Annotated in this window: 26 protein-coding genes and 1 pseudogene; 15 read left to right on the top strand and 12 right to left on the bottom strand. The window is 67.8% G+C overall.

Annotated features, from left to right (window positions below; all coding sequences use genetic code 11):
* Positions 1–134 precede the first annotated feature (134 nt).
* The gene (locus E3N86_RS10515) at positions 135–1,136 is read left to right on the top strand and encodes a glycosyltransferase family 2 protein (RefSeq protein WP_241986039.1); all 1,002 of its coding nucleotides are present in this window, start codon (positions 135–137) and stop codon (positions 1,134–1,136) included.
* A gap of 131 nt (positions 1,137–1,267) precedes the next feature.
* Positions 1,268–1,501 carry a hypothetical protein gene (locus E3N86_RS10510; RefSeq protein ID WP_198412907.1) on the top strand — a complete coding sequence of 78 codons (234 nt, stop codon included), beginning with the start codon at positions 1,268–1,270 and terminating at the stop codon, positions 1,499–1,501.
* An 18-nt stretch (positions 1,502–1,519) separates the two neighbouring features.
* Here E3N86_RS10510 and ctlX read toward each other — a convergent pair whose 3' ends face one another.
* Positions 1,520–2,470, bottom strand: a complete 951-nt coding sequence (gene ctlX / locus E3N86_RS10505; protein WP_198412906.1) for a citrulline utilization hydrolase CtlX — start codon at positions 2,468–2,470, stop codon at positions 1,520–1,522.
* Positions 2,471–2,475: 5 nt separating this feature from the next.
* Entirely contained in the window at positions 2,476–3,507 is a 1,032-nt protein-coding gene (locus tag E3N86_RS10500) for an ornithine cyclodeaminase (RefSeq protein ID WP_104171237.1), read from the bottom strand.
* Between the two features lie 125 nt (positions 3,508–3,632).
* Between E3N86_RS10500 and E3N86_RS10495 the strand changes: the two genes are divergently transcribed.
* Both E3N86_RS10495 and E3N86_RS10490 read left to right on the top strand, forming a co-directional pair.
* Positions 3,633–4,100 (top strand): Lrp/AsnC family transcriptional regulator, encoded by a 468-nt coding sequence (locus E3N86_RS10495; protein ID WP_134342377.1) that lies wholly within the window; start codon positions 3,633–3,635, stop codon positions 4,098–4,100.
* Between the two features lie 49 nt (positions 4,101–4,149).
* Complete coding sequence (locus E3N86_RS10490; RefSeq protein WP_134374442.1) at positions 4,150–4,335, top strand: hypothetical protein; 186 nt, start codon at positions 4,150–4,152, stop codon at positions 4,333–4,335.
* An 18-nt stretch (positions 4,336–4,353) separates the two neighbouring features.
* On the opposite strand, the gene E3N86_RS10485 is transcribed toward E3N86_RS10490, so the two are convergent.
* A complete protein-coding gene (locus E3N86_RS10485; protein ID WP_233191436.1) occupies positions 4,354–5,595 on the bottom strand; it encodes an alkaline phosphatase PhoX in 1,242 nt (413 codons plus the stop codon).
* Positions 5,596–5,768: 173 nt separating this feature from the next.
* Here E3N86_RS10485 and E3N86_RS16875 point away from each other — a divergent pair, with 173 nt between their 5' ends.
* The 3 genes from E3N86_RS16875 to E3N86_RS17410 are packed head-to-tail and all read left to right on the top strand — an operon-like array spanning position 5,769 to position 9,237.
* Positions 5,769–6,311, top strand: a complete 543-nt coding sequence (locus tag E3N86_RS16875) for a hypothetical protein (RefSeq protein WP_166784716.1) — start codon at positions 5,769–5,771, stop codon at positions 6,309–6,311.
* Positions 6,311–8,308, top strand: coding sequence for an ATP-binding cassette domain-containing protein (locus E3N86_RS10475; RefSeq protein ID WP_241986037.1), 1,998 nt, complete (start codon positions 6,311–6,313; stop codon positions 8,306–8,308). Before E3N86_RS16875 ends, E3N86_RS10475 begins: the two co-directional genes overlap by 1 nt.
* Positions 8,305–9,237, top strand: coding sequence for an ECF transporter S component (locus tag E3N86_RS17410; protein ID WP_241986035.1), 933 nt, complete (start codon positions 8,305–8,307; stop codon positions 9,235–9,237). The genes E3N86_RS10475 and E3N86_RS17410 overlap by 4 nt, the downstream gene beginning before the upstream one ends.
* Here the strand turns inward: E3N86_RS17410 and E3N86_RS10470 are convergent.
* The 3 genes and pseudogenes from E3N86_RS10470 to E3N86_RS10465 all read right to left on the bottom strand — a co-directional run.
* Positions 9,131–10,243 (bottom strand): annotated as a pseudogene (locus tag E3N86_RS10470) (vitamin B12 dependent-methionine synthase activation domain-containing protein); the annotation flags it as partial. The gene E3N86_RS17410 and the pseudogene E3N86_RS10470 sit on opposite strands and share 107 nt — an antisense overlap.
* On the bottom strand, positions 10,228–10,356 hold the full coding sequence (locus tag E3N86_RS17655) for a hypothetical protein (RefSeq protein WP_255409034.1): 129 nt from the start codon (positions 10,354–10,356) through the stop codon (positions 10,228–10,230). The pseudogene E3N86_RS10470 and the gene E3N86_RS17655, both read right to left, overlap by 16 nt.
* Positions 10,357–10,438: 82 nt before the next feature.
* Positions 10,439–10,765, bottom strand: a complete 327-nt coding sequence (locus E3N86_RS10465; protein WP_134374446.1) for an antibiotic biosynthesis monooxygenase — start codon at positions 10,763–10,765, stop codon at positions 10,439–10,441.
* Positions 10,766–10,879: 114 nt separating this feature from the next.
* Between E3N86_RS10465 and E3N86_RS10460 the strand changes: the two genes are divergently transcribed.
* Positions 10,880–11,521 carry a histidine phosphatase family protein gene (locus E3N86_RS10460; protein ID WP_134511915.1) on the top strand — a complete coding sequence of 214 codons (642 nt, stop codon included), beginning with the start codon at positions 10,880–10,882 and terminating at the stop codon, positions 11,519–11,521.
* A gap of 121 nt (positions 11,522–11,642) precedes the next feature.
* Positions 11,643–11,963 carry a hypothetical protein gene (locus E3N86_RS10455; RefSeq protein WP_134511914.1) on the top strand — a complete coding sequence of 107 codons (321 nt, stop codon included), beginning with the start codon at positions 11,643–11,645 and terminating at the stop codon, positions 11,961–11,963.
* Positions 11,964–12,044: 81 nt separating this feature from the next.
* Here E3N86_RS10455 and E3N86_RS10450 read toward each other — a convergent pair whose 3' ends face one another.
* Complete coding sequence (locus E3N86_RS10450; protein ID WP_134374450.1) at positions 12,045–12,887, bottom strand: NAD(P)-dependent oxidoreductase; 843 nt, start codon at positions 12,885–12,887, stop codon at positions 12,045–12,047.
* A 166-nt stretch (positions 12,888–13,053) separates the two neighbouring features.
* Between E3N86_RS10450 and E3N86_RS10445 the strand changes: the two genes are divergently transcribed.
* Together E3N86_RS10445 and E3N86_RS16870 are read left to right on the top strand one after the other, a co-directional pair.
* Positions 13,054–14,004, top strand: a complete 951-nt coding sequence (locus E3N86_RS10445) for an FAD-dependent oxidoreductase (protein ID WP_134511913.1) — start codon at positions 13,054–13,056, stop codon at positions 14,002–14,004.
* A gap of 142 nt (positions 14,005–14,146) precedes the next feature.
* A complete protein-coding gene (locus E3N86_RS16870) occupies positions 14,147–14,284 on the top strand; it encodes a hypothetical protein (RefSeq protein WP_166785074.1) in 138 nt (45 codons plus the stop codon).
* Here E3N86_RS16870 and heR read toward each other — a convergent pair.
* The gene (gene heR, locus E3N86_RS10440) at positions 14,281–15,066 is read right to left on the bottom strand and encodes a heliorhodopsin HeR (RefSeq protein WP_134374454.1); all 786 of its coding nucleotides are present in this window, start codon (positions 15,064–15,066) and stop codon (positions 14,281–14,283) included. The two genes, E3N86_RS16870 and heR, sit on opposite strands and share 4 nt — an antisense overlap.
* 58 nt (positions 15,067–15,124) lie before the next feature.
* On the opposite strand from heR, the gene E3N86_RS10435 reads away from it, so the two are divergent.
* Complete coding sequence (locus tag E3N86_RS10435; protein WP_134374456.1) at positions 15,125–15,622, top strand: DNA alkylation repair protein; 498 nt, start codon at positions 15,125–15,127, stop codon at positions 15,620–15,622.
* Positions 15,623–15,628: 6 nt separating this feature from the next.
* Here the strand turns inward: E3N86_RS10435 and E3N86_RS10430 are convergent, their stop codons facing one another.
* Positions 15,629–17,317 carry a long-chain-fatty-acid--CoA ligase gene (locus tag E3N86_RS10430; RefSeq protein ID WP_134342388.1) on the bottom strand — a complete coding sequence of 563 codons (1,689 nt, stop codon included), beginning with the start codon at positions 17,315–17,317 and terminating at the stop codon, positions 15,629–15,631.
* 55 nt (positions 17,318–17,372) lie between these two features.
* On the opposite strand from E3N86_RS10430, the gene E3N86_RS10425 reads away from it, so the two are divergent.
* Both E3N86_RS10425 and E3N86_RS10420 read left to right on the top strand, forming a co-directional pair.
* Positions 17,373–19,184, top strand: a complete 1,812-nt coding sequence (locus tag E3N86_RS10425) for a DEAD/DEAH box helicase (protein WP_134511912.1) — start codon at positions 17,373–17,375, stop codon at positions 19,182–19,184.
* Between the two features lie 122 nt (positions 19,185–19,306).
* The gene (locus tag E3N86_RS10420) at positions 19,307–19,708 is read left to right on the top strand and encodes a VOC family protein (protein ID WP_104101492.1); all 402 of its coding nucleotides are present in this window, start codon (positions 19,307–19,309) and stop codon (positions 19,706–19,708) included.
* A gap of 439 nt (positions 19,709–20,147) precedes the next feature.
* Here the strand turns inward: E3N86_RS10420 and E3N86_RS10415 are convergent, their stop codons facing one another.
* A complete protein-coding gene (locus E3N86_RS10415; protein WP_134511911.1) occupies positions 20,148–20,429 on the bottom strand; it encodes a hypothetical protein in 282 nt (93 codons plus the stop codon).
* A 101-nt stretch (positions 20,430–20,530) separates the two neighbouring features.
* Here E3N86_RS10415 and E3N86_RS10410 point away from each other — a divergent pair, with 101 nt between their 5' ends.
* Positions 20,531–20,770 carry a metal-sensitive transcriptional regulator gene (locus E3N86_RS10410; RefSeq protein WP_134342390.1) on the top strand — a complete coding sequence of 80 codons (240 nt, stop codon included), beginning with the start codon at positions 20,531–20,533 and terminating at the stop codon, positions 20,768–20,770.
* Here E3N86_RS10410 and E3N86_RS10405 read toward each other — a convergent pair.
* Positions 20,767–21,540 carry a sulfite exporter TauE/SafE family protein gene (locus E3N86_RS10405; protein WP_338145480.1) on the bottom strand — a complete coding sequence of 258 codons (774 nt, stop codon included), beginning with the start codon at positions 21,538–21,540 and terminating at the stop codon, positions 20,767–20,769. The genes E3N86_RS10410 and E3N86_RS10405 overlap by 4 nt on opposite strands.
* Positions 21,537–21,845: a rhodanese-like domain-containing protein gene (locus E3N86_RS10400; RefSeq protein WP_134342391.1), complete on the bottom strand. Its 309-nt coding sequence runs from the start codon at positions 21,843–21,845 to the stop codon at positions 21,537–21,539. Before E3N86_RS10400 ends, E3N86_RS10405 begins: the two co-directional genes overlap by 4 nt.
* Positions 21,846–21,983 lie beyond the last annotated feature (138 nt).

Below are 21,983 nucleotides of genomic sequence, written 5' to 3'. Positions count from 1 at the left end.
TTGTGGCTGGAGGTGCAGCGGCCCTCCTCTGGTTTGTCGTCGCCGCAGGAATTGCGATGCTCGAACGAGGAACGTCGAGCAAGGCCCGTCGGTCTTTGAACCAGCGCACCACTCCCCTCTCGGCGGGAATCGCGATGGCAAGAACGCGCGGAGTCTTCGCCGGCGCCGTGACCGTGACCGTTCTGGTGCCCGCGCACAACGAAGAGGCATCGATCTTCGCGACACTGTCATCGCTGCTCGCCCAGTCGCACCGCCCGGAACGCGTCGTGGTCGTGGCGGATAACTGCACCGACGGGACCGTCGACATTGCCCGATCGCTGGGGGTGGAGAACTTCGAATCTCGCCGGAACACATTCAAGAAAGCCGGGGCGCTCAATCAAATCCTGAAGGTGCTCCTACCGGGCCAGGGCGACAACGACCTCATCATGGTCCTGGATGCCGACACACGTCTCGACGACGGCTTTCTGGAAGCCGCCGTTGGTCGCTTCACCAGCGATCGTGCGCTGATGGCGGTCGGTGAGTTGTTCTACGGAGAGGAAGGTTCCGGGCTTCTCGGTCAGTTCCAGCGCAACGAGTACATTCGGTACTCCCGTGACAGTCGCCGTCGCCGGGGCCACGTCTTCGTGCTCACGGGCACCGCTTCGCTCTTCCGGCCCGTCGCCTTGCGTACGGTGGCTGAAAGTCGCGGCGACACGATTCCCGATGCCAGCGGGGATGTCTATGACACCGCCGCGCTCACGGAAGACAACGAACTCACCATTGCCCTGAAGTCGCTGGGAGCGCTCATCATCTCTCCCTCAAAGTGCACGGTGGTCACCGAGGTAATGCCAACCGTTCGCACTCTGTGGGTACAACGCCTGCGCTGGCAACGGGGCGCGTTGGAGAACATCGGGGCATACGGCGTCTCACCCTTCACCTTCCGGTACTGGGCCCAGCAGTTGGGCCTGGGCTACAGCTTCATCGCGCTCAGCGCGTTCCTGCTGCTCATGCTTGTGACGCTTCTGGCGATCGATTCGTGGGTCTGGTTTCCGTTCGGGCTGGCCTCGGTCTCGTTTTCATCGCCGAACGTGTCGTGTCGGTCTGGGCGGGCGGTCTACGGGCACGCCTGCTGGCGCTCACGCTTTTCCCCGAGCTGATCTTCGATGTGTTCCTAGACCTCGTCTTTGTCAAGGGGATCATCGACATCACCCTGGGCCGGCAGGCACAGTGAGGCCATGTCATCCAATCCGCAGCCAACGACGAACTGCAAAGGGTGGCCTGATCCATCATGGTTGATGCTCTCCACGCCCTGGTTCCGGTCGGAATCCTCCTTCCGTCAACGGTGTTCCAATCGGACGAATTCGCCATCCTTGCGGCGTTCGTCGCCATCAAAACGGTCATGTTCGCCGCACTCGTGGTCGCGGTCGCGAAGATCCTCCCGAAGCCACACCCCACGGATTGGTTTCGCGGACGCAACCGCCGGGCTTCAACCAGGAGCATCCATCCGGACGAATGCCTCTAGCGTCGAACGCCTGAGCCCTCAGGCGGCCGCGGCCGCCTGACTGGTGAACGCAGCACGACGGTCGAGGTGGATCCCGGCGAGCATGCACCGCACTGAGCCGCCGGCGAGTTCGATCGTGGGCACGTCAAGCGGCAGGATCGTGCAGCTCTGCTCGATGATCCGGCGCTGCTCGGCAGTCAGACTGCCGAGGGCGCGGCGGGAGAGCGCCAGCATTCGTCCGTTCCGGCCGTGCAGTTCGATCGCGTTGCCGGCGTAGTTGCGGATCTGATCGCGGTCGAGGGCGAGCACCTGCCGATCCTGCGCCGCCAGGCGCTCCACGACGTGGCTGCGCCGGGCCGGCGACTCGATCAGGTCGAGACCGACCAGGGCGAAGTCCGTGGCGATGCACATCATGACGTTGGTGTGGTAGATCGGCGTGCCGTTCTCGTCAGACGCGTCGAAGACGATGGGCTCGTAGCCGAAGTTGGTGCAGAACCGTTCGAGCGCGATCGGGTCGGCCCGCCGCGACCGGGCCACATAGGCGATGCGCGCCGCATGGTCGAGAACCATGGCGCCGGTTCCCTCGAGGAAGACGTCGTCGAGTTCGAGACCGGAGTAGTCGACGACATCCTGCACGCGGTAGCGCTGCTTGAGCATCTCGACGATGTCACCCCGGCGCTCGGTGCGCCGGTTCGGCGCGTGCATCGGATAGAGCGCCACGTGACCCCCGGCGTGGGTCGAGATCCAGTTGTTGGGGAACACGCTGTCGGGGCGGCCCGGCCCGTCGTCATCGAACAGGTGCACCGCGATGCCCTGCGCCTCCAGGGCGCCTGCTACCTGGGTCACCTCGGCGTAGGCGGCCTCGGCCACCAGGGCGGCGTCGTGCCCGGCGTCCCGTGACTGGAAAGCGTTGTCATGGGCCGTCTCGGGGTTCGGCGAGAAGAAATGTGGCCGGATGAGCACCACGGCCGATGGGGCCTGCACGGACACCGGGGTCAGACGAGGACGGGCGCGCCCGCGGTGACCAGACCGAAGAGGTCTTTCGGGTCATCGGGGTCGGCGACGAGGTCGATATCGGTGTAGAACGAGGTCTGGTCGACGGCATCCTGCAGGAAGCGGAGCGCCGAGAAGTCCTCGATGGCGAAGCCCACGGAGTCGAAGACCGTGATCTGCTCTGCCGAGGTGCGGCCGGCGGCCTCGCCGAGGAGCACCTGCCAGATCTCGGTGACCGGGAATTCGGGGTGCATCTGCTGGATTTCGCCCTCGATACGGGTCTGCGCGGTGAATTCCACGAAGACGTCGGCGCGGTGCAGGATGCCCGCGTCGAGCTCCGTCTTGCCCGGGCAGTCGCCGCCGATGGCGTTGATGTGCACGCCGGGGCCGACCATGGCGTCGGTGAGTACGGTGGCATTCGCCTTGTCCGCGGTGCAGGTCGTGATGATGTCGGCGCCGGTCACGGCATCCGTCGCCCCGGTGGCGACCATGATCTCGAAACCGAGCGGAGCCAGGTTGCGCACGAATTTGGCGATGGCATCGGGATCGGTGTCCCAGACGCGGAGCCGGTTGATGCCGAGGAGCCCACGGAAGGCGAGCGCCTGGAACTCCGACTGGGTGCCCGTGCCGATCATGGCCATGGTGTGGGCGTCGGGGCGGGCGAGCGCGCGCGCGACCATGGCCGAGGTCGCGGCGGTGCGGAAGGCCGTGAGCACGGTCATCTCGGACCAGAAGGTGGGGTAGCCGCTCTGCACGTCGGCGAGGACGCCGAACGCGGTGACGGTCTGCAGGCCCCGCGACGGGTTCGACGGATGACCGTTGACGTACTTGAAGCCGTAGGTGACGCCGTCGCTCGTGGGCATGAGTTCGATCACGCCGAGTGGTGAGTGGCTGGCCACGCGCGGCGCCTTGTCGAAGGTAGGCCAGCGGCGGAAGTCCCGTTCGAGGTACTCGACCATGTCCGTGAGGATGCGTTCCACACCCGTCGCGGCGGCCCAGCGGTTGATGTTTCCTACGTCTACAAAGCGCACCACGTGCGTCTCCCCTCGTTCAGGTCTACAACCATATGCATGGGCGATGTGCAGCCGCCATTCGATTATTGCCGCATTCTGTCCAGATGACTATGCATTGTGCGCTCTATATACATACACTATGTGCAATGTATCCCCTCGATGACCTCGACCGCCGCCTGCTCTCCGTCCTCCGCGTGAATGGCCGCGAGCCCGTGGCCAGCCTCGCCCGCGACCTCGGTGTCACCCGGTCCACGGTCAACAGCAGGCTCAAGAGGCTGACCGATTCGGGAACCGTCGTGGGTTTCGGCGTGCGGATCAGGGAGGACCGCGACCCGAACTCGATTCGGGCCATCACCCTGATCGAAGTGGAGGGGCGCGCGATCACGAAGGTGATCCACGCCCTTCGCGGCTTTCCGGAGGTGAAGGCTCTGCACTCGACCAACGGCGGTTGGGACCTCGTCGCCGAGCTGCGCACCGACACCCTGGCCGACTTCGACCGGCTGCTCGGGCAGGTGCGCTCGATCGAGGGCGTGCTCAACAGCGAGACCAGCCTGTTGCTCAGCTCGGTGTCGAGCGAGGAACTGCCGGGCACCCGCGGGTTGTCGCAGAACTGAGGCTGCCCGCACCTCCGCGCCTCACCCGCGCTACATTCATGCCGGCTTCTTGACGACGCGGCACTTCGAGACCTCCCTGATGGGGCGTGGGCGCACGTTCGTTGACCGGATGCGGGAGGTGGAGGCAGGCTACCGGGAGGTGAGCCGGGAGCTGACGCTGTCGGACTGGAACAACGAGCCCCACAGCAAGACCGTGCTCGACGGCCTCGCGCGGCTGACCTCGGCGCTGCAGTAGCCTGCCTCCGGGGTGAGGCTAGTCGCGCGTGATCTTCCAGATGCCGTCGGCGAGGTCCTTGTCGGGGTGCTGCACCGTAGCGAACAGCTCCTTCGGGTTCTTGCCGAAGTAGATCCCGGTGGTCTCGGCGCCTTCATCCGTCAGCGAGGCGAAGAGCTCGACGCTGTCGGACGCTCCGTCGTGGTCTCGGTCCTTTTCGGCCCGGAAGATGTCGCTGAAGCTGTTGTCTTCCGTGATCCAGAGGGCGCCGTCGGGGCCCTCTGCAAGGTTGTCCGGGTTGTTGAACCCGCTGACCCCGGCGGCCTTGTCCTCGACCGGCACGTTCACGCCGGCCTCGACGAAGCTGCTGACGGTGAGCTTCGACAGGTCGATCGCGACCACACGCTCCTCGGAAGTGTTGGCCACGTAAAGGGTCTGGCCGATGATCTCGACGTCTTCCGGGCGACCGAATTCGGTGGCGCTCACCGCGTTGGCCGCGGCATCCGCGTCGACGCGCACCTGCGCCTGGTCGAGGGCCACCCATTCGAAGGCACCGACCTTCTCGGTGAAGGTGGCCTGGTTCCACTTTTGCGCGGCATCCGTCAGCCCGGTGATCTTGAGGGCGTGCAGCCGGCCCTGGGAGAGGTCGCCGCGAACGGTCGGCACGAACTTGAAGATTGAGCCGCCGTTGAGTTCGTCGATGACGATGACGGAGCCGTCGGCCGTGACGTCGATGCCCTCGTGACGTTGCGCTCCGAGCTCGGTGCGCTCCTCGATACGCTCGACCGTGGTCGGGTCGTTCTTCGCGAAGAACAGTTCGAAGACCTTGCCGCCGGTGGTCTCTTCCGTGACGAGGAGGCTGCCCCAGGGGGTCCAGCGGATGCCATCGAGACGGTTCCAGTCCGCGCGCTGCGCGATGACGCTGACCGCACCGGTCTTCAGGTCGGTCACAGAGACGGCGCCGTTCGAGCCGACCTCGTAAGTGTTGTAGAGGAAGCGGCCGGCCTGAGCACCGGTCTCGTTCTGGGTGTTCATGTCATGCAGGTCGTCGACGCCGGGGTAGACGTCGAGCACGGTTTCGTCGTGCACGAGGGTCTGGGTGAAGCCCTCCGGTAGCAGGTACGGCTGGGTCCAGTCGGTGCTGCCCATGCCGTAGGCGGAACCGGCGAGAGGCACGAAATCGAACGGGCCGGTCGCGGCGAGCGCGGCAGGGGCGATGCCGACGACTGCGGTGGCAGTGGCGGTGGCGGTGAGGGCAAAGACAGCGATCTTTTTGCGCAAGGCGCGACTCCTTCATAGGGGGTAGGTACAACGCCATCGAATCTATGAGCCTCATGCTGACGCCCGGAGGTCTCCCGGTCTCCAGCCGGTGTCGGCCCGGTGAACACTCGGTGCCCCCGTCTCAGCGCGTGACAGGAACCAGACTTCACCCGCCGCTGGGTATTCTGGAGCACATGAAGCTGACAGCACTGGCCACCCTGACCCTGGTGGGGGCGCTGGCCTTGAGCGGATGCACCACCGGCGCGCCCGAGACCGACACCACCCCCGCCGCCGCCTCCGCCACCGCCGCTCCGGCCGACGGGGCCTGTGCCGGCGTGAGCGTCGTCGTCGACTTCGGCGCGCTCGACGCCCCCGAGATCACGGACTGCGTCGACACCGCCACCGCCACCGCCGGGACGATCACGGCCAGCACGGTTCTGGCGACCGCCGGTGTGGAAACCGAGGGCACCGTGGAGTGGGGCGACCAGGTGGTCTGCCGCGTGGGCGGCCGCCCGGCCGCCGACGAAACCATCAAGGTGGCCGGCGAAACCCCGTTCACCGAAACCTGCGCGTCCATGCCCGCCGCTGCCGCTTACTGGGCGCTCTGGGTCAAGCCCACCGCCGACGCGGAGTGGGAGTACGCCCAGGAGGGCCTCGGCAGCCTCGAGCTGGAACCGGGCCAGTCCGTCGGCCTCATCTTCACGACCGGCACCGAGACGCCCACCCCCGGAAGCTAATGCTGCGCTTCCGGTTTTCCCCCCTGCGCTCGGCGGCGCTGCTTGCCGGAGCGTTCGTGGGCATCCGGGTGCTCTACCGGGTGGCCTTCAGCGGGGCATCCGGCGGCGGCCTGTTGCTGCTCGACCTCCCGCGCCTGCCGCTCGATGGGCCGTTCAACCACATCGCGTTGTTCGGGCCCGTCACGACCGGAGGCCTCGGCAATGCCGCCCTGAGCGCGCTGCCCTTCGCTCTGGTGATCCTCGGGTTCGGAGTGCTCAACGCGCTCGTCGACGTGCGCCGCTTCTTCGCCCGGGGCGCTAACCGGGGCCCGCTGCGCGCCCTGTCGCGGTCGCTCGTGATCGCCTGGGCGACGTTCCCGGCACTGATCGACGCGGTGCGCCGGGTGCGCACGGCCAGTGCGTTGCGCGGCGAACGGTCGGCACCGGCCCTGCTGGTGCCGGTCTTCGAGCAGACCGTGGAACGGGCGCTCGGCCTGGCTGCGTCCATGGAGTCCCGCGGGTTCGCCGCCACGCGGGCGGCAGCCGGCGAGTGTGAGAAGCCGGTCGTGATGACGGATGCCGCACTCGGCTTCGAGGGTGAGCGCTGGCACCTCGAGGGACTCACCCTCGACCTCGCTCCCGGCACGCTGACCGTGATCGCCGGTTCGACCGGATCGGGAAAGACCAGCCTGCTGCACAGCATGAGCGGTCTCTTCCAGCACTTCGCCGAAGGCACCCAGCACGGTTCGATCGAGGTGGGCGGCGCCGACCGCGCCGCCACTCCCCCGCGCGAAACGGCCGGCTTCGTCGGACTTGTCACCCAGAACGTGCGGCTCTCCTTCGTGGCCGAAACCGTGCCGGACGAGATCGGCTTCGCCCTCGCGGTGCGCGGCATCGCACCGGTCCTCGTGGAGCAGCGGGTGCGCGACGTGGCCGAGCGGCTGGGGATCGAGCATCTGCTCGACCGCGGCACCTCGGAGCTCTCGGCGGGCGAGGCCAGTCTCGTCGCCATCGGCGCCGCCCTGGTCAACCAGCCGATCCTGCTGCTCGTGGACGAACCTCTGGCCGATCTCGACACCCCGGCGCGGGAGCGCGTGGTGCAGGTGCTCGACCGCCTGGCCCACGAGACCCAGGTCTGCGTCGTGGTCGCCGAGCACAACACCCGGGAGTGGTCGAATTCGGCGGATGCCTGGCTCGAGCTCCGCGGTGCGCGCGTGCATGCGCTCGGCCCGGGCGAGCGGCCGAGTGCGCTGGTCGCGGCGGAGCAGGCGGCGGAGCAGGCGGCACAGCAGGGTCAGAGCACCCTGACCACCCCCGCCACCGGGCCTGCGGGGCCGCTCGCGAGTATCCGTCACCTCACGGTTCTGCACGGGAGCGAGCGGGCGGTCGACGATGTGTCGCTGGACCTCTACGCGGGCGACCTGGTGGCGCTCGAGGGTCGGAACGGCGCGGGCAAGAGCAGCCTGCTGCGCGCGATCGCCCTTTCGGCGACGCGAGGCAGCGTGCTCGTGGCCGGGCGGGACGTGGCGCAGCTGCGCCCCCGATACCGCCGCACGGCTGTGGCCCTGGTGCCGGAGAATTTCGACGATCTGCTCTTCGCCGTCACGGTGGCCGAGGAGTGCCGCCGGGCCGACCGCCGGCTGAAGCCCCCGGCCGGGAAGGGAACCGGGATCGGAACCGCGCTCCGGTTCGCGAACCTACTCGGGCTTGGCACCATGGCGGAGGCGGCGCACCTGATGCGGCGGCATCCGCGGGACCTCTCGGCCGGCGAACGCCTCTGCCTCGTGATGGCCATCCAGCTGGCCGCCGAGCCGCGGGTGCTGCTGGTGGACGAACCGACGCGCGGCCTCGATCCACAGGCCCGGGCGATCGTCGCCGCCGCGCTAGTGCGCGCCTCGAGTGACACGTCGGCGGTCCTGTTCGCCACCCACGACCGCGACTTCGCCCGGTCCCTGGCGACGAAGACGGTCATCATGGCCGCCGGCCTGCTCACCGAACCGGAACCGGTGCGGTCATGAGGCGCACCGGCTGGACGGGCTGGACCGCCTGGGTGCTCGGCGGCGGCAGTATCCTCGCGGCCGCCGGCTTCGCCTGGCCGTTCTTCGCCTCGGCGCTGCCGGAGAACGCCCAGTCGGCCGCGCCGGTCGTGGCCTTCGCGCTCGTGCCGGCCCTGATCGTGGCCTTCGCTCTCACCCTCGACGGGGAGATGTACACGGCCAAGACCGTGGCCCTGCTGGGGGTGCTCTCCGCGGTCGGCGCCGCCGTGCGCATCGCGGGCACCGGCGTCGGCGGCGTCGAGGCCGTGTTCATCCTGCTGATCCTGGCCGGTCGCGCCTACGGGGCCCGCTTCGGGTTCCTGCTCGGCCTGCTCACCATCGCGGTGTCCTCGGCCCTGTGGGGTGGGTTCGGCCCGTGGACCCCGTTCCAGATGTTCGCCTGCGGCTGGGTGGGAGCCGGGGCGGCGCTGCTGCCGCGCATCCGTTCCGCACATATCGGCGCGGCCCGCCTCGAGATCGCGATGCTCGTGGCCTACGGCATCGTGGCGTCCTACCTCTTCGGACTGGTGATGAACCTCTGGTTCTGGCCGTTCGCGGTGGGCTCGGGCACCGACATCTCCTATGCGGCCGACGCCACGCTCGGCGAGAACCTCGCCTCCTTCGCCCTGTACACGCTCGTGACGTCGACCCTCACCTGGGACACCGTGCGCGCCATCACCACCACGGTCGGGATCGTGCTGGTAGGCCCGGCCGCACTGGCCGCTCTCCGCCGAGCGAAGCTGGGCCGGCCAGGCAGGGCCGCCCGACCACCCCAGGCCGAACCGGCTACACCGGCTACACCGGCTACACCGAGAAGTACTTCCCTTCCGGGTGGTGGAACACGAACGCATCCGTCGACTGCTCCGGGTGCAGCTGCAGCTCCTCCGACAGCACCACACCCATCCGCTTAGGCCTGAGTAGTTCGACGACCGTGTGGCGGTCCTCCATCTCGGGACAGGCCGGGTAGCCCAGCGAGAACCGGGTGCCGCGGTACTCGAGCTTGAACATGCCGGCCAGTTCGACCGGGTCTTCGGCACCCAGGCCGAGCTCCTCCCGCACCCGGGAGTGCCAGTATTCGGCCAGCGCCTCGGTGAGCTGCATGGTCAGCCCGTTGAGCTCCATGTAGTCGCGGTATTTGTTCTCGGCGAAGAGCTTTGCCGTGACCGTGTCGACGTTCGCTCCGGCCGTGACCAGTTGGAGGGCGACGACATCCGTCTGGCCGGATTCGCGTGGGCGAACGAAGTCCGCCAGGCACAGGTGCCGGTCGCGCCGCTGCCGGGGGAAAACGAATCGCAGGCGTTCGGAATCCACGGTGCCGCCGGAGCCGCCGTCGGGGGCGGGCAGGCCGGCGACCCCCAGCACGCCCGACGGGTCGTCGCCGTGGTGCAGCACGACGAGGTCGTTGCCCTCGCTTGGTGCCGGGAAGTAGCCGTAGGCGACGGAGGCGTCGAGTATGCCCTCGGCGAGGATGCGGTCGAGCCAGTAGCGCAGCCGGGGTCGGCCCTCGGTGTCCACCAGATGCTGGTAGCTCTTGCCGTCGCCGCCGCGGCTGGGCTTCAGACCCCACTTCCCCATGAACGTGGCCCGCTCGTCGAGGAACGTGGAGTACTCGGCCAGCGCGATCCCCTTGACGATGCGGGTGCCCCAGAACGGCGGAACGGGCACGGGGTTGTCGGCGACCACATCGGAGCGGGCTGGCATGGCGTCCGGCTCCGTGACGGTGAGCAGACTGCGCTTGTGGATGCGCTTTTTGAGCGGCGGCAGACCCACGGATTCCGGGTCGGCGCCCCGCGCGACGGCGACCAGCGGCTCCATCACCGCCAACCCCTCGAAGGCATCCCGCGCGTGGCGCACCGTGCCGTCGAACAATTCGGCACGGTCCTCCTCGACGTAGGCCCGTCCTACAGCATGGTGCCCATGGCGCCGTCGGCGATGACGACCCGGACGTTCAACGCATCCAGCAGAGCCTGGGCCCGCATCGGTCGCACGGCGTCGGTGTGCAGGGCGTCGTGTGCACGGGGTTCGCTCATCGGCCCAGCTCGACCGGGCCGCCCGCCGCGCAGCTCCGTGTAACGCGCCGTGGCCTCGGGCACCGCAGGGGACGCGACTGCGTCAGGCCGACGAGCCGCCGGCGATCTCGTAGGACCACAGCTCACTGCTGATGCCCATGGGCCGGGCCGGTGCTTCGCCCTCCGTCGGGGCGTCGCCGCGGTGACCCTGCGCGAAAGACGGCGAGGTCAGCCAAGCCTGGAAGGACTCCTCGTCGGCCCAGCGGGTGACGACCAGCCAGGTGCTGCGACCATCCGTCGGCTTGAGTAGTTCGAAACCCTCGAAACCCGGTCGGTCGTCGACCGCACCGGCTCGGGCGGCAAACCGGAGGGCCAGCTCGTCGCCGTTGTCGCCGGGCACCGTGATGGCGTTGATTTTGATGATCGTCATGGGGTTTCTCCCTCTCGTGGATGCACTGTTTATTCCTCCCATGCTGTCACCCTCGGCGGCAACGACCTCACCCTGCGGGCTCTCGCCAGGCCCGATGCCTATGTTGGTGTCACAATGCGACTCTTTCTGATCCGTCACGGCCAGACGCCCGCGAATGTGCTCGGCCAGCTCGACACCGCTCACCCTGGCCCCGGCCTGACCGAGCTCGGGTTCCGGCAGGCCTCAGTGATTCCGGATGCCCTGCGCCTCGAGTCAATCGACGCCATCTTCGCGTCGACGCTCGTACGCACCCGGCTCACGGCCGAGCCGCTGGCGACCGCGTTGCAGCTCGACGTTCAGGTGGCCACCGGGCTGCACGAGATCGAAGCGGGCGCGCTCGAGGGACTTAGCGACCGAGCATCCATTCGCACCTATTTTGAAACCGTGCTGACCTGGGTCACCGGGGACCTCGCGGCCAGGATGCCCGAAGGCCTGGACGGGAACAGCTTCTTCTCCCGGTTCGACGCCGATATCGCTTCTGCCGCCGCCGGTGCCGACACGGCGGCGGTGTTCAGCCACGGCGCGGCGATCCGCGTGTGGACCGCGGCCCGCGCCAGCAATGTGTCGCCCCTGTTCGCGGGCACGACCGACCTCGAGAACACGGGGATGGTCGAGTTGTCCGGCTCTCCCGAAGACGGTTGGACCCTCGTGTCGTGGGCCGGCCTCAGAGTGGGCTCACCGGGCGGACCGCAGCTGCTGTCGCTCAAGGTGCACTGAGTCCTCCGCCATTGGTTGTCTCGCGCGGTTGTCTCGCGCGGTTGGTTTACGCCCGGAGGGCCGAACCAATTCGACGGAGATTTTGAGGAAAAATCCGGTTTTCGGGCTGTTTTGGGGCAATTTGGGCAGAATCTCGGCTCCCCTGCTCTATCCGTCGAATTCGTTCGGGACGAGACGCTACACCGGCCTGACCGACGCCCAGCGCCTGTCCATGATCGGCATCACGCCGATGATCGGGCTGAACGACACGGGAGAGGTCTGCTCGCTCACCGACACGACCAAGGTCGGCAAGTACGCCAAGGCGAACGCGCTGAACTACCTCGGCTGGTGGGAAATGACCCGGGACCAGCCGTGCACCGGCGGGATCGCTGCGTACATGTGCTCCGGGGTGAGCAACCCGCAGTGGTCGTTCTCCCGGGCGTTCGTGGCGGTCACCAACTAGCCGCACACCACTCAGCACCGAAAAGACGGATGCCCCTGCCCGGCCGGGTGGGGGCATCCGTTGCTTCATCGGCTGAAACGGCTACACGTGGTCGCGCCAGCTGTGCTGCGGTGCGTAGCCGAGCATCCGTCGGGCCTTGTCGATGGAGAGCAAGGTGTCGTTCTCGCCGACCTCCCGGAGTTCGACGCCGGGGAAGACCTCGGCGGCCAGCTCGGCGTTCGGCCGGCTCATCACCGTGTCGGCGGCGGCGATGATGAACGCCTCGAAGCCCGGCTTCGCGTTCTGCAATGCCCGCAGCACGGCCTGGGCGCCGTCACGGCCGTCGATGTAGCCCCACAGGTTCCACTTGCGCAGGGTGGCGTCGGCGTCGAAGGCGGGGAAGGCCGCGTAGTCCTCCGGGTCCTTCACGTTGGAGAAGCGCAGAGCCGTGATGCTGAGTTCGGGATCCCAGCGGGTGAGCTGGATCGCCAGCTGCTCCTCGAGGTGCTTCACCAGCGAGTAGGTGCTCTCGGGCCGGGCCGGGTACTCCTCGTCTACGGGAATATAGGGCGGGTCGATGTCGAACGGGAGACCGAGCACAGTCTCGCTGGACGCGTAGACCAGCTTCTTGATGCCCGCCCGCCGGGCCGCCTGGAACACGTTGTAGGTGGAGAGGATGTTGTTGTGGAACGTGGCCACGTCGGGAACCAGGCCGGGAGCCGGGATCGCGCCGAGGTGCACGATGGCGTCGAACCCGCTATGCCGGTCATCGACACCGAGGACCGCGTCGACGACCTGGCCGTAGTCTGTGAGGTCCACGACCACCAGATCGTGGCTGCGGGCACCGTCGCGGTCGAGGTTCAGTACCTCGTGGCCCTCGGCGACGAGGTACGTCACGACGGTCCGGCCGAGCTTTCCGCTTCCACCAGTGACAACGATCTTCATGCGGGACTCCTTTGTGTGGGCGGTGCTGCGGATGCAGCGCTGCGGCATCCGTGCCGGGTCTCGGCAGCTAGGACGACACGAACAAGCGTACGACTGCACGGTGGGCGCGCTGTGCGTGCAATGCGCGTGCAATGCGCGTGCAACGCGCGTGCACTAGCCTCCAGACATGGAAACGTGGGACGTCATCGTGGTCGGTGCGGGCGTCTGCGGTCTGACCATCGCCCGGAACCTGCAGGAGCGCGGTCGTGCGGTCCTCCTCCTCGACAAGGGATCGCGGCCGGGCGGGCGGCTCGCGAGCCGCCCGCTCGGCGGCCGGTTGTTGAACCCGTCCGTCGACACGGTTCACAGTCACGACGCCGAGGTCACCCGCGAGATCACCCGCCGAACGGGAGCCCGGTTCGTGCCCGACACCGAGGGCTACGCGAAGTGGATGTTCGACGAGCCCGCGGGCGATATCGCCAAGCGGTGGGCGGGCGGCACGACGCTCCGGCGCACCTTCGTCACCCACCTCGCCGTGCAGGATTCCGGTCTTATCCACGTCGTGCCGCACAACTCGGGGGAACCGTTCGGGGGCCGGGCGGTGGTTCTCACAGCGCCGGTTCCACAGAACCTGCAGATGCTGCGCGGCAGCGGGATCGCTGTCGCGCCCGGCCTGCTCGAGGCTGCCTACGACAGGCGGGCCGTTCTGCTGTGCATCGTCGACGGCGCCGACGTCGTGAATGACGTCGTGGGCTGGTCCGCTCCCGACGGAGTCATCGAGACGATTAGAGTCAGGCACCGGGACGATGCCCGACAGGTGTGGCTCGAGGTCATTGCAAGCCCGCTCTGGAGCGAGGCGACCTGGGACGCGGACGCCACATTCTCGCAGGCGGAGCTGCTGGCCGAGCTGATCCGGCTGCTGCCCGGCGTGCGCGTTCTGGACTCAGCGTTGAAGCGCTGGCGGTATGCGAATGCTGTGGTGCCTGCAGATTCGGGGTCGGATTCCACGTTCTTCCGCAGCGCGGACCAGCCCGGCATCTTCGTGGCGGGAGACGGTTTCGGGCGGCTGCACGGGCATCCGTCGGGCATCTCTCGGGCCGTGCGCTCCGGACTGGACGTGGCCCGCGCGCTCGCCTAGCCCGTTTGAGCCCGGCGGTCGAGCTCGTCTTCCGGCGGTCGAGCCCGTCGAGACCCGGCGCGCCGTCGCTAACTTCGGAGATTTTGGCGACACGCCGCTCAGGCGCCAAGACCGGCGTTTACCAAAAAATCTTCGTATTAACGTGACGACGGATGCGGGTGGCAGACCCGGTGACGGATGCCCGAAGCAGGCCTGGTCGCTCCCCGCCGAGGCACTGGCCGGGTTCGAGCAGGCCCTGCTGGAGTCGGCCCCGCGCCTGACGGTGTCGAACCTCGCCTAGAGCAGCACGCCCCACACCACGTGCGCGGCCAGCAGCGTGGTGCCGAGCGTGACGAGGGTGATCTGCACGATCTCCACTCGGTGCGGATGCGCCCATGCGCCGTGGGCTCGCCGGCCGAGCCAGGCGTTGGTCCAGACCAAGGCCGCCACCGCGAGCAGCGAGAGGGTGACGGTGCGCACGAAGAGTTCGGGCACGTCATGGAGGACCCCGGCGCCGACCTGGTAGAAGGCGATGATGCCCCACGGCACGATGCCGACCATGGCTCCGAAGACGAAGGGCCGGAGCGAGCCGCCGGCCGGTTCACGCTCCTGCAGTGCGAGGAACAGCGTGGCACCCGCCGTGATGGCGTAGAGCGCCACCAGCGTGCCGACCTCCGTGACGCCGTTGAACTGGGCGATGAGGAACACCGTGATCGCGGAGACCTGCGAGTACTCGACCCAGCGCAGCGGATTGCGCGCGGCGGCCAGGCCGCGCCGGTAGCTGCCGGCGACCGTCGGGGTCACGGCGGCGAGGCGTAGGAGCGCGGAGAAGGCGAGCAGGACGACGACGGCCACCCCGAGGTTCACGGCGGCCAGGTCGACGACCTGCGCTTCGGCCTGGGAACCCACCGGCCCGCCGGGGAAGCCGGCCGTGACCGGCAGCAGCACCGGGGCGCTCTGGGCCAGGACGACCACGGAGACCAGAACGGCCTGTGCGATCAGGAGGAGTGCGGCGGCGAGGTTGACGCTGCTCAGGCGGGTGGATCGGGCGTCCGTCACGGTGTTCTCCGATGCCGTCGTCATGCGCTCAGCGTAACGGCCGGGGTGCGCCGGCAGCCTCCGGAAACGCGAGAATGAAGGGGTGAGTGACGCCGGCAGCTTCGTAGACGCGACGCTGCAGGCCGAGGGGGATCCGTACCGGGCGGCGGCGGCGCAGGAGCGGCTGGGCAGCGACCTGCGGTTCTACGGTGCCTCGGTCGGCGCGGTGCGCGGAACGATCCGGGACGCCGGCCGCCGGTATCCCGGCCTGACGCACGACGACATCACAGCATTGAGTTCCGAGCTGTGGGCGGTGCCGGTGTTCGAGCGCCGTCTCGCGGCCGTCGTGCTGCTGCAATCGAATGTGCGGGTGCTGGACAACTCCGACCTGAGCCGGATCGAGGGATTTGTGCGAAGTGCCCGCCTGCGCGAGTTGGTCGACCCGCTCGCCGTCGACGTGGTGGGTCCGCTGGTGGAGCGGTTGGATGCGCCGGGCCGGGCCCGGGCAGACGGGGTGCTCAATCGCTGGGCCGGCGACGGCGATCCGTGGTTGCGCCGGGCCTACCTGCTCACGAAGCGTCGGCTCGAGCAGCACCTCTGATCAGTCTCAGAGCCCCGGCAGAACCTGCTCGCGCACCTGCTTGCGCAGGATCTTGCCGAGCATGGAGCGGGGCATGTCCTCGATCGTGACGATCCGGCGCGGGATCTTGTAGGCGGCGAGGTGCTCGCGGCAGTGCTCCCGCAGTGCATCCTCATCGAGCGGCACTCCGGGCTTCAGCTCGACTGCCGCGACGACCATTTCCCCGCCGCGTTCGAGAGCCTTGCCGACGACGGCCGCGTCGACGACATCCGCGTGCAGTCGCAGCACCGCCTCGACCTCCGAGGGCGAGACGTTGAAGCCGCCGGTGATGACGAGTTCCTTGGCGCGGTCCACGATCGTGGTGAAGCCGTCTGCGTCGACGGTCACGATGTCCCCCGTGCGCATCCAGCCGCCGGGGAGGAGGGCCTTCGCGGTCTCCTCGGGGTTGTTCCAGTAGCCCTGGAAAACCTGGGGGCCCTTCAGGAGCAGCTCGCCGGGCCGGCCCTGCACTACCTCCACGGTGGGGTCGTCCAGGTCGACCACCTTCATCAGCGTGGAGGGAAAGGGCACGCCGACCGTGCCGGGCCGGCGGGTGGGGTGGAACGGGTTGCCGAGGGCCACCGGCGACGTCTCCGTCATGCCATAGCCCTCCACCAGCAGCCCGCCCGACACCGATTCCCACAGTTCCACGACATGGTCGGGCAGGTTCATCGCACCCGAGATGCAGTACTTGCAGGAGCGCAGCGAGATTCCGCGCTCCTTCGCCACCACGGCCGTGCGCTCGTAGATCGGCGGCACCGCGCAATACACCGTGGCGGGCGACTTCTTCATGGCGTCGAGAATCAAGTTGGGGTCGAACTTGGGGAACAAGACGAGCAGACCTTGCTTACGGATGCCGTAGGTCAGGTAGAGGGTCATACCGAACGCGTGGAACATCGGCAGGATCGCGTAGAAGACCTCCTTGCGGTACTCGGCCCCGTGCATCCATGCCTCGCCCTGCAGAGCGTTGGAGTACAGGTTGAAGTGGGTGAGCATGGCGCCCTTGGGCTGGCCCGTGGTGCCCGAGGTGTACTGGAGGGCCGCGAGGTCGTCGACCGACGGGCGCGGATGCGCGGGATCGATCGGGAGATGGCTGAGCAGTTCCTTCCACGGGATCGTGCCCGGCGCGGCAATCGTGAGGGCCTCGCGGGATTCGCGCAATTTCTTCACCGGCAGGTGCAGGGCGAGGCGCTTGAGGGTCGGGAACGCCAGGAGCAGGTTCACGGACACGATGTGGTCGATCTCGATGTCGCGCGGGAAGGCGCGAACGGAGGCCACGGACTTGTCCCAGGCGATCACGATGCGCGCCTGGTGGTCCTCGAACTGGTGGCGGAGTTCCCGCGAGGTGTACAGCGGATTGTGCTCGACCACCACGGCACCCAGGCGCAGCACCGCGTAGAAGGCGACGACGTGCTGGGGGCAGTTCGGCAGGATCAGGGCCACCCGGTCTCCCGCTCGCACCCCGAGGTGCCGCAGACCCTCCGCAACCCGGTCGACCTGGTCGCCGAGCTCGGTGTACGTCGTGCGGCGCCCGAAGAACTCGAGTGCGGGGTGGTCACCGGCCTCGGCCACGGCCCGCTCGAGCATCGCGACGAGCGACTCCGTGGGGAGCTCGATCTCGGCCGGGACGCCCGGCTGATAGTTCTTTACCCAGGGTTGCTGCTGCGTTGTCGACATGGTCTTATCCTCCCGCACGAACGGGGCGCACTCTCCGATGGATTACCGTTGTAGTATGCACACCCCTGACACGACCCCCACGCAGAGCGAGGCAGATACTGCCCGCGACACGAAAACCTTCGCCGACCTTGGGCTCAATGATTCGATGCTCAAGGCGCTCAAGGACGTCGGGTACGAAACTCCCTCCGCCATTCAGGCCGCCACCATCCCCCCGCTTCTCGCCGGGCGCGACGTCGTCGGCCTCGCCCAGACCGGAACCGGCAAGACTGCCGCGTTCGCGCTGCCGATTCTTTCGCGCCTCGACCTGGCGCAGAAGACCCCGCAGGCACTCGTGCTCTCCCCGACCCGTGAGCTTGCCCTACAGGTCTGTGAGGCATTCGAGAAGTACGCCGGTCATATGCGCGGCGTGCACGTGCTCCCCGTCTACGGCGGCCAGGGCTATGGCGTGCAGCTCTCCGCGCTGCGTCGTGGGGTGCACATCGTCGTCGGTACGCCCGGCCGCATCATGGACCACCTCGAAAAGGGCACGCTCGACCTGTCGCAGCTGAAGTACCTGGTGCTCGACGAGGCCGATGAGATGCTCAAGATGGGCTTCGCCGAGGACGTCGAGACGATCCTCGCCGACACCCCGAACGACAAGCAGGTCGCCCTGTTCTCGGCGACCATGCCGCCGCAGATCAGGCGGATTTCGAAGAAGTACCTGAACGACCCTGAAGAGATCACGATCAAGAACAAGACCACGACCTCCGCGAACACGACCCAGCGCTACCTGATGGTGTCGTACCCGCAGAAGGTCGACGCGCTCACCCGCATCCTCGAAGTGGAGAACTTCGAGGGCATGATCGTCTTCACCCGCACCAAGAACGAGACCGAACTGCTCGCCGAGAAGCTGCGCGCGCGCGGCTACTCCGCCGCTGTCATCAACGGCGATGTGGCCCAAGTGCAGCGCGAGCGCACCGTCAACCAGCTCAAGTCCGGCAAGCTGGACATCCTGGTCGCAACGGATGTCGCCGCGCGCGGCCTCGACGTCGACCGCATCAGCCACGTCGTCAACTACGACATCCCGATCGACACCGAGTCGTACGTGCACCGCATCGGCCGCACCGGCCGAGCCGGCCGCAGCGGCGCAGCGATCAGCTTCGTCACGCCGCGCGAGCGACACCTGCTCAACGCCATCGAGCGGGCGACCCGCCAGCCGCTGACGCAGATGCAGCTGCCCAGCTTCGAAGACGTCAATGTCACCCGCCTGGCACGCTTCGACGACGCCATCACCGAGGCCCTCGGCCAGTCCGAACGGATCGGCGCCTTCCGCGACATCATCGGTCACTACGTCGCACATCACGACGTGCCCGAAGCGGATGTCGCGGCGGCCCTGGCGGTCGTCGCCCAGGGAGAGACTCCCCTGCTGCTCACCCAGGCGGATGCCCGCGCGCAGCGGCCCGAGCGTGCCGACCGCGGCGACCGGGCAGAGCGCGCCCGCGCCGACGCCGGTCGCGGCGACCGCCGTGACGAACGCGCAGAGCGCGGCGAACGCGTGGAGCGGGTGGAACGCCGCCCCCGCGACAACAACCGCGCGATGGCCTCGTACCGCATCGAGGTCGGCAAGCGCCACAAGGTGGAACCGCGCCAGATCGTCGGCGCTCTCGCCAACGAGGGTGGCCTGAGCCGCGAAGACTTCGGTCACATCCAGATCAACCCGGAATACTCGCTCGTCGAGCTGCCGGCCGACATGCCGGGCGACGTGCTGGGCCGACTGGAGAACACCCGCATCAGCGGCAAGCTCATCGAAATCCGTGCCGACGGCGGCGGACCGGTCCGTCGCGAGGGCCGCACCGAGCGCCCGCCGCGCCAGCCGCGCAGCTACTAGGCACCTGCCTCGGCAGGGCACGGGGTATCCGCGATCCGCTACCCTGCCGGGGGCTATCCAACTCTGGTGCAGAGTGCAATCGTCGTCGGCGAACCACATGGTTCCTGACGAAGGAGATTGACATGTTCACCAGTTCCGAGGCCTTCAGTTCGTTCTCCGTTGACGACATCGACAAGGCAAAACGCTTCTACGGTGAGACCCTCGGTCTCTCCGTCACGGAGGGCATGATGGGCAACCTCGAGGTTCGGCTCGGCAACGGCGCGCAGCTGTTCATTTACGTCAAGCCCGATCATGTGCCGGCGTCCTTCACCGTTCTCAACTTCATGACCGACGACGTCGAGAAGACGGTCGACGAGCTCAACGCCCGCGGCGTGACCACGAAGATCTACGGCGATGCGGATCTGGCCGACATGCCGCCCAACGACGAGAAGGGCATCATGCGCGACGAGGAAGACCGGGCCCAAATCGCCTGGTTCACGGACCCGGCCGCCAACGTGCTGGCCGTGGTCGCGGAATCCATGTAGCGGTGTACCCGGTGATCTGGAACGGGGAGACCAGCCAAAACATCATCGGCCGTTGGAGACCTTCGTCGGGAGCAGACCGGAACTCGGCGGTCTCAGCGCGCAGGAACGTGACCTCCTGAGCACCACGGTCTTCCGGGCAGTGGAGCGTCGGTGCGACTGTTGGGGGTTTGACTTCCTGTGGTTGCCGGTCGGCTCGACCCTCTGGCGCCCTAACGGTGTCAGCGGCTCCGCGTCGCCGGGAACAGCGGCTTGCAGGTCGTGCAGACCTCGCCGTCCTCACCGTTTACACTCCGATCGTCGACGGCACGGTGCTCGATGCCCAGACGCTCGAGCAGCGCCCACGCCAGCAGCGCGATCGCGGCGACGGCGACGACCGGGCGAACGGCGGCCGCGATAAGTGGAACGGCCTCCCGCAGTTCGGTGGTGAGATAAACCGCGATCAGGCGCCGAGCACGGGCCAGCGCACGTCACACCGGGTGGCTTCCCCGCCGATCGGGGCATCGAAGTAGCTGGCGACGACCAGGCCGATCAGCCCGGCCCCGACGACCGTGACCGCATAGGCCCAGACGGCACCGGGGAACATCAGTGATCCGCCGGCCACGGCAACGGAGCCCGAGGCGAGTGTCAGCGCGGTTAACGCCGCCGCCGCGATGCCGGCTGCGACCATCCGTCTTCGGCGAGGCCAGATGCGGAGGTCGGTGAACGTTCTAGAGATTCTCATGGTGTGGCTGATTCCTCGATTGTCAAGAGGGTTGATACCCCACGGGGTATTTTATACACATGTAGTCAGACCCGACAAGGCCAGATGATCTGCGCAAGACCATGAGCCGGCTCAAGCGCGCCCAGGGGCAACTCGTCGCGGTGATCGCCGCCGTCGAAGCAGGCACCGACTGCCGGGCGGTCGTCACCCAGCTCGCCGCCGTCTCCAGCGCCATCGACCGCGCCGGCTTCACGATCATCACCTCCGCGATGAAGGAGTGTCTCCCCGACCAGGGCGACACCGTTGACAAGAAGCCCCTCCACGTGGAGGAACTCGAAAAGCTGTTCCTAGCGCTGTCCTAGTCGACAAGCGCCACCACGGCCTGCACGGCCACATAGACCGCGACGAGCAGAACCAGAACGGCGAATCCGCGTTTCAGCACAGTGTCGGACAGTCCGCGGGCGAGCCGGCCGGCGATCAGCGACGCAGCCATGGCCGTCACGGCGAACGCACCGGTCACGGCCCAGTCGATCTGCACGTCACCCAGGTGCGCGGTGAACCCGGCCAACGAGTTGATGACGATGATGACCAGCGAGGTTCCCACGGTCACGCTCATGGGCAGGCCGAGCACGAGGGTGAGCGCGGGCACGATGAGGAAGCCTCCACCGACTCCGAGCAGCCCGGTCAGGAAACCGACCACCGCGCCGGTGGCGAGCGCGCGGGGCAGGCAGCTGCGCCACCTGATCTCCCCGCCCGGGAGCGCACAGGGGCCGCCGCCAGGTCGGGGCGGCATGAACATGCGGATGCCGGCGATCACCATGATCACGGCGAAAATCAGCAACAGAACTCCCGGGTTAAGCAGCCGGTTGACCATGGTGCCCAGGTAGGCGGTCGCCACCCCGGCCGACCCGACGATGGTGGCCAGCCGCCAGTTGACGCCGCGACGCAGCCGCGGGAGCACGGCGACGGCGGAGGCCGCTCCGACAACGATCAGGGAGGTGGGGATCGCCTCCTCCAACGGCAGCCCGACCCCGTAGACGAGGGCCGGCACGGCGATGATCGCCCCGCCCCCACCGACCAGGCCCAGCAGGGACCCGACGATGAGCCCGAGGACGAGGGCCGCGATGATCACGGGCGCTGAGGCAGAACAGTGGGCAGCCGCTCAGCAGTCCACTCGAGCATTCCGCCCGTCATCGTATTCGCGTCGAATCCCGCGGCAGCCACGTAGTCGGCGGCGCTGGCGCTGCGACTCCCGCTGCGACAGCCCAGGATCACGGGTCGCTTCGGGTCCAGAGCTGCGGTGTTCTCCGGAATCGTACTGAGCGGAATGTGCCGGGCTCCGGCGATCATGCCGTCGAGAAGCTCGGGGGTTTCCCGCACTTCGACGATCTGCGCCTCGGCCAGGCGGCTGAAGACTTGCTGCGGGGTGAGTTCCATTATGAGTGCCTTTCCAGGGACAGATTGGGGCGGAATGGTGCCCACAGAACCAGGAGGACTCCGGTCAGCGCGACGACGCCGAACAGGACCGCTCCCAGAAGACGATGGGGAGCACCAGGGCCGCGTACCAAAACAGGC

Source organism: Cryobacterium sp. Hz7 (assembly GCF_004402815.1).
Lineage (GTDB): Bacteria > Actinomycetota > Actinomycetes > Actinomycetales > Microbacteriaceae > Cryobacterium > Cryobacterium sandaracinum.
This window is presented reverse-complemented; position numbering and strand designations above follow the sequence as displayed.

What these genes read in the sequence shown, in the direction of transcription:
- E3N86_RS10515 (WP_241986039.1), top strand. Translation starts at nt 135, where the DNA reads ATGGCAAGAACGCGCGGAGTCTTCGCCGGCGCCGTGACCGTGACCGTT.
- E3N86_RS10510 (WP_198412907.1), top strand. Translation starts at nt 1,268, where the DNA reads ATGGTTGATGCTCTCCACGCCCTGGTTCCGGTCGGAATCCTCCTTCCG.
- E3N86_RS10495 (WP_134342377.1), top strand. Translation starts at nt 3,633, where the DNA reads ATGTATCCCCTCGATGACCTCGACCGCCGCCTGCTCTCCGTCCTCCGC.
- E3N86_RS16875 (WP_166784716.1), top strand. Translation starts at nt 5,769, where the DNA reads ATGAAGCTGACAGCACTGGCCACCCTGACCCTGGTGGGGGCGCTGGCC.
- E3N86_RS10475 (WP_241986037.1), top strand. Translation starts at nt 6,311, where the DNA reads ATGCTGCGCTTCCGGTTTTCCCCCCTGCGCTCGGCGGCGCTGCTTGCC.
- E3N86_RS17410 (WP_241986035.1), top strand. Translation starts at nt 8,305, where the DNA reads ATGAGGCGCACCGGCTGGACGGGCTGGACCGCCTGGGTGCTCGGCGGC.
- E3N86_RS17655 (WP_255409034.1), bottom strand. Translation starts at nt 10,356, where the DNA reads ATGAGCGAACCCCGTGCACACGACGCCCTGCACACCGACGCCGTGCGA.
- E3N86_RS10465 (WP_134374446.1), bottom strand. Translation starts at nt 10,765, where the DNA reads ATGACGATCATCAAAATCAACGCCATCACGGTGCCCGGCGACAACGGC.
- E3N86_RS10460 (WP_134511915.1), top strand. Translation starts at nt 10,880, where the DNA reads ATGCGACTCTTTCTGATCCGTCACGGCCAGACGCCCGCGAATGTGCTC.
- E3N86_RS10450 (WP_134374450.1), bottom strand. Translation starts at nt 12,887, where the DNA reads ATGAAGATCGTTGTCACTGGTGGAAGCGGAAAGCTCGGCCGGACCGTC.
- E3N86_RS10445 (WP_134511913.1), top strand. Translation starts at nt 13,054, where the DNA reads ATGGAAACGTGGGACGTCATCGTGGTCGGTGCGGGCGTCTGCGGTCTG.
- heR (WP_134374454.1), bottom strand. Translation starts at nt 15,066, where the DNA reads ATGACGACGGCATCGGAGAACACCGTGACGGACGCCCGATCCACCCGC.
- E3N86_RS10430 (WP_134342388.1), bottom strand. Translation starts at nt 17,317, where the DNA reads ATGTCGACAACGCAGCAGCAACCCTGGGTAAAGAACTATCAGCCGGGC.
- E3N86_RS10425 (WP_134511912.1), top strand. Translation starts at nt 17,373, where the DNA reads ATGCACACCCCTGACACGACCCCCACGCAGAGCGAGGCAGATACTGCC.
- E3N86_RS10420 (WP_104101492.1), top strand. Translation starts at nt 19,307, where the DNA reads ATGTTCACCAGTTCCGAGGCCTTCAGTTCGTTCTCCGTTGACGACATC.
- E3N86_RS10415 (WP_134511911.1), bottom strand. Translation starts at nt 20,429, where the DNA reads ATGAGAATCTCTAGAACGTTCACCGACCTCCGCATCTGGCCTCGCCGA.
- E3N86_RS10410 (WP_134342390.1), top strand. Translation starts at nt 20,531, where the DNA reads ATGAGCCGGCTCAAGCGCGCCCAGGGGCAACTCGTCGCGGTGATCGCC.
- E3N86_RS10400 (WP_134342391.1), bottom strand. Translation starts at nt 21,845, where the DNA reads ATGGAACTCACCCCGCAGCAAGTCTTCAGCCGCCTGGCCGAGGCGCAG.